The sequence below is a fragment of the Kitasatospora sp. GAS1066B genome (assembly GCF_041262605.1).
Taxonomy (GTDB): Bacteria; Actinomycetota; Actinomycetes; order Streptomycetales; family Streptomycetaceae; genus Kitasatospora.
Map to the genome: position 1 here is coordinate 99365 of NZ_JBGCCO010000014.1, position 14185 is coordinate 113549.

Genomic DNA, 14185 nt, shown 5'->3' on the forward strand with positions numbered 1-14185 from the left:
GTGCACCAGCCCGGGCCGGGGGCGGGCCCGGGCTGGTGGGCCGCGGAGTTCCGCTGCGGACTCACCGACCGTAGGCAGCTCGCCCGACGGTCCACCGTCGTGCGGGTAACAGCAGCCGCCCGACTCCGTAACAGTCGGGCAGCGCCCGAGCAGGCATCTCTACCTCGCCCTGCGCACGCCCGGCCGCTGAGTCCGAGCCCGGCCGCCCCCGCCGCCGGCCCGCCGCCCCCGCTGGTCCGGAGCACCCCGGGGGATCGGCTACGATGTGTCCAACACCTTGCGCGGGTGGCGGAATAGGCAGACGCGCTGGATTCAGGTTCCAGTGCCCGAAAGGGCGTGGGGGTTCAACTCCCCCCTCGCGCACAGAGATCAATCGACCGAATGAGGCTGGTCGGACCGACATCATGTCGATCCGACCAGCCTCATTGCATTGCGGAACGTGTTCTGGCCCCCGGCGGCTCCTCTTCGCCGGGGGCCAGAACCGTCCGTGCCGGCCGTTCGGTTCCCGGCGCCCCGGACATCTGCCCCAAGGTGTAGACCTGTGGCTGTGCACGGCCTGTCCCGGTAAGTCGGCATATATGATCCGCTAATCTAGTTCCGACTGCGAACAGATAAGGCTTCGGGGGTCGTCGTGTCGATGGAACTGCCGCACCCGGTGGTCCAGTTGCTCTCCTTCATCGGTATCACCTGGCCGGAGATCGACGAGGACAAGGTCCGCGAACTCGCCGGCCATGTCAGAGACTTCGCCGACAAGGTGGACAACTCCCACCAGGACGCGACCGCCACCCTCAAGAACCTCTCCGAGGGCTACCAGGGCGCCTCCTACGAAGCCATGATCTCCACCTGGGCGACGATGTCGGACACCCACATGTCCGAACTCCACACCGCCTGCCACGCCGTGGCCACCGCGCTGGACATGGCCGCCACCGCCATCACCGGCCTCAAGGTCGCCGCCATCGGCGAGCTCGTCGGCCTGGCCGTCACCTTCGTCGCCGACCAGGCCGCCGCCGTCTTCACCTTCGGTCTGTCCGAAGCCGCCCTGCCGGCCATCGAGGCCGCCGCCAGCGGCATCATGAAGAAGCTCGTCAAGGACCTGGAGGACCAGATCGTCGGCCAGGTCGTCGAGGCCGCCATCTCCCCGCTGGAGGACACCGTCGCCAAGGCCGTGAGCGGCCTGGTGTACAAGGAGGTCGCCGCCGCCCTCGGCGAGGCCTCCAGCGGCAGTGTCGGCACCGCGTTCTCCATCGACCCCGACGTGGTCCGCACCGCTTCCAGCACCATGCGCAGCCACGCCGAGGACGTCGCCGGCCACGCCGACGAACTCTCCGCCCGCGTCAGTGAGATGAGCTTCGAATGAGCGAGATCGCCAAGATCGTCGAGGACGGCGCCAAGCGCATCGGCAAGTCCCTGGGGCAGGACACCGGACAGGCCGTCAAGAAGCTCTACCACCAGACCGGCGACAACCTCGAACGCGTCGTCAAGAACCACGTCGAGAACGACGCCAAGCACGCCGACGAACTCAAGAAGCTCCATACGAACGGGGGCAAGGACAAGGGCTTGCATCCCGGCCACTCCGGCCCGGGCGGCGACGGCAAGTCCTCGCCTGGGGGCAAGTCGGGGGGCAAGGAGACGCCCCCCGGTGGGGACAAGCCGAAGTCGGACGGCAGCGGCTCGGCCAAGAAGCAGGCGGGGAACCCGGACGAGTCCGGCCGCACGGACGACTCGATCTGCCCCGGCGGCGAGCCGGTGGACATGGCCACCGGCCGGATGTTCATGAACGCCGTGGACGTGTCGCTGCCCGGCGCACTGCCGCTGCTCTTCACCCGCTCCTTCGAGTCCGGCTACCAGGCCGGCCGCTGGATGGGCGAGCGCTGGGTCTGCACCTTCGACGAACGCCTGGAGCGTGACGAGGACGGCGTGGTCTACCTCGGTGCCGACCGCGTCGCACAGGTCTACCCCCACCCGGTGCCGGGCGGGGGCCCGGTGCAGGCCAGCGCCGGTGCCCGGTGGGACCTCGAGGTCGACGAGGAGAACGGCGGGTACACCCTCACCGACCTCGCGAGCGGCCGGGTACGGGAGTTCACTCCGAGCCCGGCGAGCAGCACCGCGCTGTTGACCAGGCTGCGGGACCGCGCCGGCCGTTGCGTGGACTTCGCGTACGACACGTCAGGGACCCCTGTCAGCATCACCCACCATGCCGGCTACCGCCTGCTGGTGACGGTGGACCGGGGCCGGATCACCGCCGTGCGGCTCGCGGACGCCGGCGGCGAGGGACACCACGCCCTGCTGGTCCGCTACGGCTACACCGACGGCCGGCTCACCGCCGTGTACAACCCCTCCGGCGAGGCCCTGCGCTTCAGCAACGACACGCACGGCCGGATCACCTCCTGGACCGACCGCAACGGCAGCCACTACACCTACACCTACGACGAGCTCGGCCGGGTGGTCGAGGAAGGCGGCGCACGGGGCTCGCAGCGGTTCCACTTCCGCTACGGCGATCCCGATCCGGACACGGGCATCAGGATCAACTACGAGACCAACGCGCACGGCCACACCAGCGAGTACCACATCAACCACCGGGCGCAGGTCGTCGCCCAGGTCAACCCCCTGGGCCACACCACCCGCACCGAGTACGACGAGTACCACCGCGTGCTCGCCCACACCGACGCCCTGGACCGGACCACCCGCTACGAGTACGACGGTCTGGGCGAGGTGACGGCGCTCACGCGCCCTGACGGCGAGCGGATCCAGCTGGCCTACCACGGCATGACGAGCCTCCCGACCGAGATCGAGCTGCCCGGCGGAGCGGTCTGGCGCCAGGAGTACGACCGCGCCCACCGCCGCACGGCGGCGATCGATCCGACCGGCTCGGTCACCCGCTACGGCTACGACGAACAGGGCAACCTGGCCGCCATCACCGACGCCCTGGGCCGGACCACCCGCTTCCGGTGCGACCCGGCCGGGCTGCCCGTCGAGGTCACCGCTCCCGACGGTTCGCGCACCTCCTGCGAGCGGGACGCGTTCGGACGGACCACCGCGGTCACCGACGCGCTCGGCGGCGTCACCCGCTTCACCTGGACCGCGGAGGGACAGCTGGCCTCCCGTCAGGATCCCGACGGCACGGTGGAGTCCTGGACCTGGGACGGCGAGGGCAACAACCGCAGCCACACCGACAAGCTCGGCCAGGTCAGCACCTTCGAGTACAACGACTTCGACCGCGTCTGCGCGGCCCGCACCCCCGAGGGCTCCCGCTTCACCTTCACCTGGGACGCCGAGCTCCAACTGGTGGCGGTGACCAATCCGCTGGGCCAGCAGTGGACCTACACCTACGATGCCGCCGGGCGCCTGACGTCGGAGACCGACTTCCACGGACGCACCGTCAGCTTCGGCTGGACCGCCGGGCCCCGGCCGGTCTCCCGTACGGACGCGCAGGGCCGCACGGTCCGGCACCAGTACGACCTGCTGGACCGCCTGATGTTCACCGAGTCCGAGGACGCCGTCACCACCTACGCCTACGACGTGGCCGGCCATCTCATCCGGGCCGCCAACGCGGACTGCGAGCTGAGCCGTACCGTCGACGCCCTCGGCAACATCCTCACCGAGACCGTCGACGGCCGCACCGTGACCCACACCTGGGACGCCCTGGGGCGGCGCACCAGCCGCGCCCTGCCCTCCGGCCACACCAGTTCCTTCGGCTACGACGCGGCAGGCAACCGCGCCTGGCTGCAGACGGCGGACGGCCGGCTCGACTTCGGCTACGACCCGGCGGGTTTGGAGAACCACCGCGCCCTCAGTGCGCAGCTGACCCTCTCCAGCGTCCGGGACGCCCAGCACCGGATCACCGCGCAGACCCTGCAGACCCCCGACCAGATCCTGCAGAGCAGGTCCTACACCTACCGCGCGGACGGCCACCCGACCCGGATCGAGGACCAGTCGGGCCGGACCCGCGACTTCCTGCTGGGACCCACCGGCCGGGTCACCTCGGTGCTCACGGCCGGACGCGAGGAGACCTACGCCTACGACCCGGGCGGCCACCTCACCACCGCCACCTGGCCCGCCACGGAGGCCACCCGACCCGCACTGGGCGAACGCGTCCGCTCGGGCGGCGAACTGACCCGGGCCGGCGGGGTGCGCTACGAGTACGACAGCGCGGGAAGGGTGACGATGCGTCAGGTCGAGCGCCTGTCCCGCAAGCCCGACACCTGGCGCTTCACCTGGGACCCGGAGGACCGCCTCACCCAGGTCCGCACCCCCGACGGCACCCGCTGGCGCTACCGGTACGACCCGCTCGGCCGCCGCGTCTCCAAGGAACGGCTGGGCGCGGACGGCAGCACCGTCGAGGAGCGCACCGACTTCACCTGGGACGGCCCGCGCATCGCCGAGCAGACCACCCACAGCCCCGCCCTGCCCGGACCGCACGCCCTGAGCTGGGACCACGACGGTTTCCGGCCCCTCGCGCAGACCGAGACCATCACCGACTCGGACCGGGACCGGACCGACCGACGCTTCTACGCCATCGTGACCGACCTGGTGGGCACGCCCACCGAACTCGTCGACCCCACGGACGGCACCATCGCCTGGCGCGCCAACACCACCCTGTGGGGCCACACCACCTGGCCGCGCGACAGCACCACCTACACCCCGCTCCGCTTCCCCGGGCAGTACTTCGACCCGGAAACCCGGCTGCACTACAACTACCACCGCTACTACGACCCGGCGACCGCCCGCTACACCTCGCCCGACCCCCTCGGCCTCGCCCCCGCCGCCAACCCCGACACCTACGTCCACAACCCGCTGATCTCATTCGACCCCCTTGGCCTCGCCCCCTGCGAGAACAACGGCGTCCTGAACGAGCACAACGTCGCAGACCCCAACCTGGACGCCAACGGGCAGGCTTTCCTCAACCACATCAAAACGACCTACCAGGGCGGCCGGCTCGATGTCGAGCGGCCTTGGAACAGCAACTTCGCCGTCCTGCACTACCGCGACAACACCACGGGGCTGGAGCATTATCGGCCTGCATTCAACACGGGTGGGGGCCTGTACCACTCGGAGGAAAGCATCGTCAACGGCCTGCATGCCGACGGTGTGACGAACTACAAGCCACTCAACCTCTTCACCGACCGCCAGCCGTGCGGAAACTGCTGGTCGGACATGAGCACGGCCTTCCGCCCGAAGGTCGGCAGCGATCCGGTCAACGTCTACTTCATCTCGGAATACCGGGGCCTGGACCGGGCGGCCAGGAATGGGACCTCCACCTTGCTGAAGCACTGGTGGAACTAGGGCCCCCTCTCTTACGGATCAGCCCGAGGGAGTGCCGCCGTGTCAGCGTCCCAGCGTCGGCCCAGGCAGCCGAACGAGGATCTGTCCTGGCTCATCGATGCCTCCGGCGCCAGCCACAAGGCGCCGGCCCATCGCGTCAACCAGCTCGAGATGGGGTCGGCCCCTCACCTTTGGAAGTTGGGCGCACGAGACCTCGCCGACGCGGTGCGCGTCGCCACCACCTTCTGGAGCAACGTGGACCGCCGCGACTTCCTCGGTACGAGCTTCGCCATCTCCGCGTTCACCACCCCCGTCACCCGATGGCTCGTCAGGCCGACCGACCCGGGCGTGGCCGCGCGCGGCAGCCGCCGCGTCGGGCGCCGCGATGTCGAAGAACTGTGGGACGCGGCTGACGAGGCCAGGCGCTGGGACTCCAAGTACGGCGGCGGGAACTGGAAGGCCAGTTCGATCACCGACTGCCTCAAGCACCGCGCCGCACCGCTGCTGAACGGCAGCTTCACCGACCAGATCGGCCGGGAACTGTTCTCCGTCACCTCGGAGCTGTCCCGCATCACCGGCTGGTCCGCCTTCGACGTCGGCCAGCACGACGCCGCACAGCGCCATTTCATCCAGGCACTGCGGCTCGCCCGTGCCGGCGGCAACGTGGAACTCGGCAGCTACGTCCTGACCACCATGGCCCTGCAAGCCCTGCTGCGGGGGTACACCAGCGAGGCGATCGACATGACCCAGGGCGCCTTCGAGCGGGCCAGGGACGTGGCCGCGCCGCGGGTGCTGGCGTTCACCAAGCTGATCGAGGCCAGGGCCCACGGCCGCGCGGGCGACCCGCGCGCCGTGGCTGCCGCCCTGTCCGCCTCGGAAACGTTGCTCGGCCGGGCCCGCACCGACAGGGAACCCGCGTGGATCGGCTACTTCGACCACGCGCGGATGTCCGCCGATGCCACTGAGATCTACCGGGACCTGCACAACCCCAAGGCCGCCCTCGGCTGGAACAGGCAGGCCGCCGCCATGTCGCCCGGCACGTTCACCCGGTCCGTCGGCCTGCGGATGACCGTGGTCGCGATGACCCACCTTCAGGCCCGCGACCTCGACCAGGGACTCGAACTCGGCAACCAGGCCGTGGACATCCTCGCCCGCGTCCAGTCCGCCCGCGCGCTCGACTACGTGCGCGACTTCACCACCGCGCTCTCCCCCTGGAAGGGGGAGGCCCGTGTCGCGGACTTCATCCACCGAACCCGCACCGAACTCGCCATGGCCGGCTGACCACCATGCGCCGCTACGGCCCGGCCGACGTCCCATCTCGTGCTGGCGGCGCTCAGTTGTTGGGGTGCCCCTTGGTGATCACCGTATGCATGATGACCGTCTGGTAGGGGTCCCAGGTGGACATCACGTAGTCGATGTCGGCCGCGTAAGGGTCGGCCGAGTCGGCGCGGGTGAAGCGGCTGAGGACGTAGGGGGCGTACGGGTCGCCTCTCCAGCCGCCGTCCGCGACGGGGTCGCAGTCCCGCTGCGTTTCGTGCATGAAGTGGCAGAGTCCGTTGTCGGCCTGGGGGTCGAAGATAGTGGAGGGCGCCGACCACGGCCCGGCGATGGAGTCGGCGAGCCTTGCCTGGATCTTTCCCGCGCAGTTGTAGAGCATGAGCCAGCTCTTGAGCGGCGCGACCCAGGAGATGGACGACTCGCCGACGCACTTGTCCTGCTGCGGGCTGTCCGTGAACATGTCGGAGGCCAGCTTGACGTCGCTGACCCACGACCGGGCCCCGTTCGGGGTGATGTGCAGGTAGCGCCAGTTGAGGTCGGTGGTGACGGGCCCGGGCGGCGCATAGGCCATGATCGGGTCGGTGGAGCGGTAGAGTCCGACTCCCCAGATGTAGGTGCCGCGTGGGTCCGGGGTCGGCGCTGCCGCGATGTTCTCGGTGTTCAGCGCTCCGGTGTAGGTGAACCGGCTGTTGAGCTGGAAGAGGTTCTTGTACAGGCCGAGTACCGGGTCGTACCGGGTCATCACCGCGTTGCCGTACTGGTTGACGCCCGGTTGGTGCCCGTCCTCGCAGTGGCTCGGGTCGGAGGATCCTGTCCCGGCGCAGTGGTTGGTCCAGAAGATCACGTACTGGTGGCCTCCGCTGACGAAGCCGCTCGACGGCACATTGAAGTACCCCTGGTAGATCGACGGGTTGACCACGATGGCCGGCCGATATGTGGGGGTGGGGAAAGTCTTCATGATCGGGTAGGTCAGATGCAGGCAGGAGGCGTAGCTCGGCGGTGTCGTGTCCTGGCTGGTCGCGACCGCGTCGTCGTAGCCGCTCTCCTTGTCGTCATCGATGGCGGCGGGATGGGTGTCGCCGAACAGCAGTGTGAGCGTCGAGCCGTCATCCACCGGGTAGCCGAGGTCGGTGCCCTGCACGTTCGCCCGGAGTCCGGTGAGGTTCGTGGTGAACGTGTGCTGCTCGCTGTCGACGTTGCCGGTGAGCTGGCACACCTTCTCGCTGCGTCCCCGGTAGGCGATCTGTTGGGAGCCGGGCTGCCAGGGCTTGTTCACGTCGGAGTTGTCGTGCCACCAGTGCTGCAGTTCGTTGCCGGAGAAGCCGCCCGCGACCTGGGCGTCGTCCGGGGGCTCGGGGGCGGCCGGTCCCGGTACGACGACCTCGAAGTTGCCGGGCCGGTCGCCCGCGCCGAAGCCGCTCTCGATCAGCGACGGTGACCCCGTCACTCCTGGGGCGAACGATCCCCCGGGCTGCCAGGGCTTGTTCACGTCGGAGTTGTCGTGCCACCAGTGTTCGAGGTGGTCACCCACTGGTACGACGACCTCGAAGTTGCCGGGCCGGTCGCCCGCGCCGAAGCCGCTCTCGATCAGCGACGGTGACCCCGTCACTCCGGAGGCGAACGATCCCCCGGGCTGCCAGGGCTTGTTCACGTCGGAGTTGTCGTGCCACCAGTGTTCGAGATGGCCACCCACCGGTACCACCACCTCGAAATTCTTGTGGTCTCCCCCGAAGCCGCCCTGGATCATGGCAGGGCCGCCCGACACTGCGGAGGCGAACGTCGCGGCCGGATGCCAGGAGGAGGTGTCTCGCCAGTAGGCGGCCAGCTGGTCGCCCTGCCGTGCCAGGACTTCGAGATGGCCGTGCCCGTCGCTCTGGAAGTCGCTCTGGACGATGGCGGGCCGGTCATCGGAGATTCCCGAGCCGAAGGTCGCGCCCTGGTGCCATGGGCCGCCCGTCCCGGCCCGCCAGTAGTGCACGAGCCGCCCGCTCTCGGGCACGACGACCTCCAGGTTCGGCAGCCCGGCTGTGGTGTAGTCGCTCTCGATCAGGCAGCCGGGCCCCGTGGCCCGGTCGGTGATGACCGGACCTCGGGTCCAGGCATAGTTCACGTCGGCATTGTCGTGCGAGTAGAAGACCAGGTCATTGCCCTGCAAGACCACCAGCTCGAAGTCGCCCTGCTGCCCGTGCGGCCGCACCCGGCTCTGGATCATGCACGGGTCCCCGGTCACCAGCGGCTCCACCACCGTCTGTGGGGGACGCGGCGCGTCCGCCGCGTCCGCCGCGGCGGGCCGCGCGTACGGCGCCGTTGCGGCGACCAGCAGGCAACTGAACGCCACCGTGAAGCCTCTCCACCACATCCCCACTGCGCCTCCCGTCCGAGCCGGGCCCTTCAGCCCGGCCGTCATCGTCTGCCCACCGCCTACCGGACGGCTTCCGGTCCGCTCGACGAGATGGTCGCCCGGGTGAGGACCTGAGCCGACCCACCGTCAACTCCAGGAGCCACTCATGATGCCGCCGATCCGGTGCCGCCTGCGATCACGAACCGCAGGCGGCACCCTTGGATTCATTCGTTCAGGTGGCGAGCGTCTCTGGTGGATGACGGAGTCGGGGACGAAGTTGCCACCAGGTCTCAGGTGACGTTGCCACAGTTGGCCGGGGCGGCGAGCCGGCGCCGTGGTTCAGCGGCACACCCGCGCTGTTCTGCCAGCGGTGAACACCGGCCCGCCCGGGACCGGCGATCACTACAGTCCCGTCTCATGACGACGGTTACCACACGCACGGTCGAATACGCGGCCGACGGCCTGACGATGATCGGGCACCTCGCGCTCCCGGCCGGTGTCGACCGCCGGCCCGCGGTCCTGGTCGGGCCCGAGGGGATGGGGCTCAGCGACGTCGAGCGCCGCCGGGCCGATGTACTCGCCGAGCTGGGATACGTGGCGCTGGCCTTCGACCTCCACGGCGGGCGCTATTTGGGCGACCCTCAGGAGATGCTTGCCCGTTGCCTGCCGCTGCTCGCCGACCCCGACCGGATGCGGGGTATCGGCCACGCGGCGCTCGACGTGTTGCGCGCCGAACCGCGGACCGACCCCGACCGGATCGCCGCCGTCGGCTACGGCACCGGGGGCGCGATCGGGCTGGAACTCGGGCGCCACGGCGTCGACCTGCGCGCGATCGGGACGGTCAACGCACTGACCACGGGCCGACCGGGCGAGGCGGCGCGCATCCGCTGCCCCGTGTGGGCCGGGGTCGGGTCGGAAGACCCGATCATGCCGCCCGCGCAACGGGACGCGTTCACCGCCGAGATGCAGGCCGCAGGTGTCGACTGGCGCCTCACGGTCTACGGCGGCGCCTTGCACGCCTTCCACCACCCGCCGGTCGACCACACCGTGCTCCCCGGCGTCGGCTACCACCCACGGCACGCGCAGCGAGCCTGGCGCGACGTCGTCGACCTGCTCGCCGAATGCCTGCCCGTGACGGAGTGATCGGATTCGATGCCGCTTCTCAGCGGGGTCACCTGTGCCGGGTACGGAGAGCGGCCGCGACGGATGATGGGCCCGCGCCATGTCGGTCGGCTGTCAGTGGGGACAGCGACCTGTCGGTGGGATGTGAGTGGCCTCCGGGACCGTAGGGACTGAGCCGGACCGGTTGTGAAGGTGCGCCGGCCCGCCGCCAGATCACTCCGAGCTCCGGGAGCACGCCATGCCCTCCGTACCCAAGGCCCCGACGTGGGACGTCCAACGGCTGCCTCGCGCCGAGGGCAGGAATTTCCTGGTCACCGGCGGCAACGCGGGCATCGGGTACTTCGTCGCCGAGCAGCTCGCCGGCACCGGGGCCACGGTCGTCCTCGGCAGCCGCGACGAGACGAAGGCCAAAGCCGCGATCGCTTCGATCAGTTCACGCGTCCCCGGCGCCCAGGTGCGGCATCTGCCGCTGGACCTGGCCGATCTCGCATCGCTCAGGACGTCTGTGGACGCGCTCGAACTCGACCGCCTCGACGCGGTCGTCCACAACGCCGGCGTGGCGCTCGACCAGCCGCCGCGCCGTGAGACCAAGGCCGGCCAGGAGCTGATGTTCGCAACCAACCACCTGGGGCACTTCGCACTCACCCACTGGCTGACCCCCCTGCTCATGGCAACCCCGGCAAGTCGGATCGTCACCACGGGCAGCTTCGCGGCCAAGTCCGAACGCCTGGACCTCGACGATCTCCAGAGCACGCATGACTACCAGCCCAAGCGCGCCTATGCGCGGTCGAAACTGGCCCAGATGTACTTCGCTCTCGAGCTCGACCGCCGCCTGGGCGCTGCCGGCAGCACCACGCTGAGCGTGGTCGTGCATCCCGGCGGCGCGCTCGACTCCCTCACCCCCTCGCGGCCGCCGGTTCAGGTCCGGACTGCCGGCGAGCGGCTGCGCGGCCTACCGCTCGGCCTTCTCGTCCAGGGCAAGGAAGCCGCCGCTTGGCCCACCGTGCGCGCCGTGCTCGACCCGGACGTGCGTGGCGGCCAGCTGTGGGGCCCCCGCGTGTTCGGGCTGCGCGGCAGGCCCAGGAGCGAACCCCTCTGGAACCAGCTGGCCGACACCACGACCGCGGCGCACCTCTGGACGGCCAGCTGTGCCCTGACCGGTGTCGTCCCGACGTTCACGTGAAACCCGCCCTCGTCACCGCATGCCGGAGACGCAGGGTGAGAACAGGCCGATGGTGGGGGCCACCCGGCAGGATGGGTGGGGTCGGCCGCCGGAACCTACGCGTGCCGCCCTGATGCAACGACCGCCGAGCGCCGGAAGCATGGTCGACGCACCCGGAGCAGGGCCCAGCCGCTGCTCCCTCCCCGGCAACGGAGGCCCGGCGATGACAGGTTCGAGCGCGACCCGGAGTGGACCACCTGAGGAGGACGGCGAGTTGCTCCCGGGTCTGGTCAGGTCGGCGCTGCGCCGGCAGGGCGCGTTCGGCTGGGAGGTCGACCCGGGGGAGTTCTGGTGCCGGGTGGTGCCCGGGGGGCACAGCCCGCGAGCACAGGGGTGGAAGCTGCACGTGTCGGCCACCCCGCTCGCCGCGCCGGTGGTGCTGGCCCAGGCCGCCGAGGTGCTGGTCGCGGAGCGCGCGTCGTTCAGGTTCGCGGGCACCCTGGGCCGGGTGGCCGAGCTGGTCGCCGCATGCTACGACCGGGGTGGCGGCGGCAAGTTCATCACGGTCTACCCGGACGACGACGACCACTTCCGCCGGCTGGCCGAGGAGCTCGACCAGGTCACCCGCGGGCTACCCGGGCCGGGCATCCTGTCCGACCGGCCGTACCGTCCCGGCAGTCTGGTGCACTACCGCTACGGCGTCTTCCACGGGGTGACCCGGCTCGGCAACGACGGCACGGTCGAGCCGATGCTGCGGGCTCCCGACGGCGGCTTCGTCCGGGACCGTCGCCAGGCCTGGTTCAGCCCGCCGGCCTGGGCGCGGTCGCCGCTACCCGTGCACCCTGAGGCCACGATCCGGCCTGGCGCGGTGCTGTTGGACGGTCGCTACGTGGTGCACAAGGCGATCCGGCACGCCTACAAGGGCGGGGTGTACCTCGCCACCGAGCTGGGCACCGAGCGTCCGGTCGTCATCAAGGAGGCCCGGCGCCACGTCGGGGCGAAGCTGACCGGCGCGGACGCCGGCGACCTGCTGCAGCACGAGGCACGGATGCACGCGGCGCTGACCCCGCTCGGCGTCTGCGCCGAGGCGCTCGGGGTGTTCACCCAGGGCGGCCACCTCTACCTGGTCCAGGAGCGGATCGACGGGCAGACGCTGCGCGGCTGGGCAACCGCGCATCCGGAGCCGACCAGACAGGCGCTGCTGGACCTGACCGAGCGGATCGTGGCGGTGGTCGAGCGGGTGCACCGGGCGGGCTACGTGCTGCGTGACCTGAACCCGAACAACCTCATGCTCACCGGCGACGGCGAACTCCGGCTGATCGACCTGCAGTCGGTCGCCCGCCCCGGCGATCAGGTGCAGCCCGCCCGCACCCCGGGGTACGCCGGACCCGAGGTGGTGGGCGCGGAGGCCAGCGGGCCCGCGCCGGAGCCCGGTTCGGACCTCTACAGCCTCGGCGCCGTCCTCTTCCACCTCGCGAGCGGCGCCGAGCCCCTGCTCACCGCGGACCAGCCGGTGGCCCGCTCGGCGGACGAGAGGCTGGCCCACCTGGTGAACCGGACCCTCGCGGACAACCCGGGCGGCCGGTCGCTGCGGCCGCTGATCCTCGGACTGACGGCCGAGGCCGCCGACCAGCGGTGGAGCCTGGAGCGGGTCCGGGGGTTCCTGGCCGTGCTGCGAGCGGCACACCCGGCTGACGGCGCCGCAGGACCTGACGACCCATCAACTACCGTCCTGTCGAAGGAGGTCGAGGAGAAGCTGCTGGCCGACGGGCTGACCCACCTGCTGGAGACGATGACGCCGACCGGCCAGGCCCGGCTGTGGCCAGCCGTTGGGTTCGCCGCCCGCAACGACCCGCTGAACGTGCAGCACGGTGCCGCCGGAGTGCTGGCGGTGCTGACGGCCGCCGCCGGGATGCGGATGGACCTGCGGCTGCGCTCCGGGGTCGCCCAGGCGGCCGACTGGATCACCGGGCGGCTGCGACTGGACGAACCGCAGCTGCCCGGACTGTACTTCGGCCGCGCCGGCACCGCCTGGGCCCTGCTGGACGCGGCCCGGCTGCTGGCCGACCGGACGCTGCTGGAGACCGCCTCGCAGCTGGCCCGTCAGCTTCCGGTGCGCTGGCCGAACCCCGGCATCTGCCACGGCGCGGCCGGCGCGGGCCTGACCCAGCTGCACTTCTGGCGGGTCACCGGCGAGCCGGACTTCCTGGCCCGCACGGTCGAGGTCGGCGAGGGGCTGCTGGCCGCCGCCGAGCAGGGCGGTGCCGGGGTGATCTGGCCGGTCCCGGCCGACTTCGACTCCGCGCTGGCCGGCGCCCGCCAGTTGGGGTTCGGGATCGGCGTGGCCGGGATCGGCACTTTCCTGCTGCTGGCCGGCCGGGCGGCCGGCCGGGACGGCTTCGTGGAGCTGGCCCGGCAGGCCGGCGACACGCTGGTGGCGGCCGCCCAGGTCGAGGCGGGCGCGGCCTGGTGGCCGAAGGACGACCAGGAGATCGGCGCCCCGGGCGCCCGGCCGTCGACCAGGCCCGCCTTCCAACCACCGTACTGGTGCGGCGGATCCGCCGGGGTCGGCAGCTTCCTCGGCAGGCTCTGGCAGGCCACCGCCAACCCGCGCTACCGGGAGCTGGCGGAGCAGGCGGCCGTGGAGGTCCACCGCCGCCGGTGGCAGCTCTCGCCGGCGGTCTGCCACGGGCTGGCGGGCAACGCCGAGTTCCTGCTGGACCTGGCCGCGGTCCTGGACGAACCGCGCTACCGCGGCTGGGCGGCCGAGCTCGTGGCCTGTGCTTACGCCCGGCACACCCGGCGCGACGGGCTGTTGCTGCTCCCCGACGAGTCGTGCACCGAGGTGACGGCCGGTTGCAGCACCGGGACGGCCGGCATGCTGGCCGCGCTGCTCCGGCTGCGGCACGGCTGCACCCGGAGCTGGCTGCCCGACTCCCTGGCGCTGCCGGCAGCGATGGACGGGCTGGGCGGACCGGTCGGGCTGGTCGGGGCGCAGGCCGGCGCGCGTTGAGCGAGCG

General features: G+C 71.1%; 7 protein-coding genes and 1 tRNA gene. 7 read left to right on the top strand and 1 reads right to left on the bottom strand.

From position 1 onward, the window contains the following. Positions 1-279 precede the first annotated feature (279 nt). The 4 genes from ABH937_RS17770 to ABH937_RS17785 all read left to right on the top strand — a co-directional run bounded on the left by ABH937_RS17770 (position 280) and on the right by ABH937_RS17785 (position 6543). A tRNA-Leu gene (locus ABH937_RS17770) sits at positions 280-363 on the top strand. Positions 364-637: 274 nt separating this feature from the next. Beyond that, positions 638-1357: a WXG100 family type VII secretion target gene (locus tag ABH937_RS17775; RefSeq protein WP_280694969.1), complete on the top strand. Its 720-nt coding sequence runs from the start codon at positions 638-640 to the stop codon at positions 1355-1357. Beyond that, positions 1354-5283 carry a DUF6531 domain-containing protein gene (locus ABH937_RS17780; RefSeq protein ID WP_370218759.1) on the top strand — a complete coding sequence of 1310 codons (3930 nt, stop codon included), beginning with the start codon at positions 1354-1356 and terminating at the stop codon, positions 5281-5283. Before ABH937_RS17775 ends, ABH937_RS17780 begins: the two co-directional genes overlap by 4 nt. Positions 5284-5460: 177 nt before the next feature. Then, positions 5461-6543 (top strand): sporulation protein, encoded by a 1083-nt coding sequence (locus tag ABH937_RS17785; protein WP_370218760.1) that lies wholly within the window; start codon positions 5461-5463, stop codon positions 6541-6543. Between the two features lie 52 nt (positions 6544-6595). Here ABH937_RS17785 and ABH937_RS17790 read toward each other — a convergent pair whose 3' ends face one another. After that, positions 6596-8878: a DUF4185 domain-containing protein gene (locus ABH937_RS17790; RefSeq protein WP_370218761.1), complete on the bottom strand. Its 2283-nt coding sequence runs from the start codon at positions 8876-8878 to the stop codon at positions 6596-6598. A gap of 420 nt (positions 8879-9298) precedes the next feature. On the opposite strand from ABH937_RS17790, the gene ABH937_RS17795 reads away from it, so the two are divergent. From ABH937_RS17795 to lanL, 3 genes are all read left to right on the top strand, one after another. Continuing rightward, complete coding sequence (locus tag ABH937_RS17795; protein ID WP_370218762.1) at positions 9299-10024, top strand: dienelactone hydrolase family protein; 726 nt, start codon at positions 9299-9301, stop codon at positions 10022-10024. Positions 10025-10241: 217 nt separating this feature from the next. Beyond that, positions 10242-11186 carry an SDR family NAD(P)-dependent oxidoreductase gene (locus ABH937_RS17800; RefSeq protein WP_370218763.1) on the top strand — a complete coding sequence of 315 codons (945 nt, stop codon included), beginning with the start codon at positions 10242-10244 and terminating at the stop codon, positions 11184-11186. 202 nt (positions 11187-11388) lie between these two features. Next, complete coding sequence (gene lanL, locus ABH937_RS17805; protein WP_370218764.1) at positions 11389-14178, top strand: class IV lanthionine synthetase LanL; 2790 nt, start codon at positions 11389-11391, stop codon at positions 14176-14178. Positions 14179-14185: the final 7 nt, after the last annotated feature.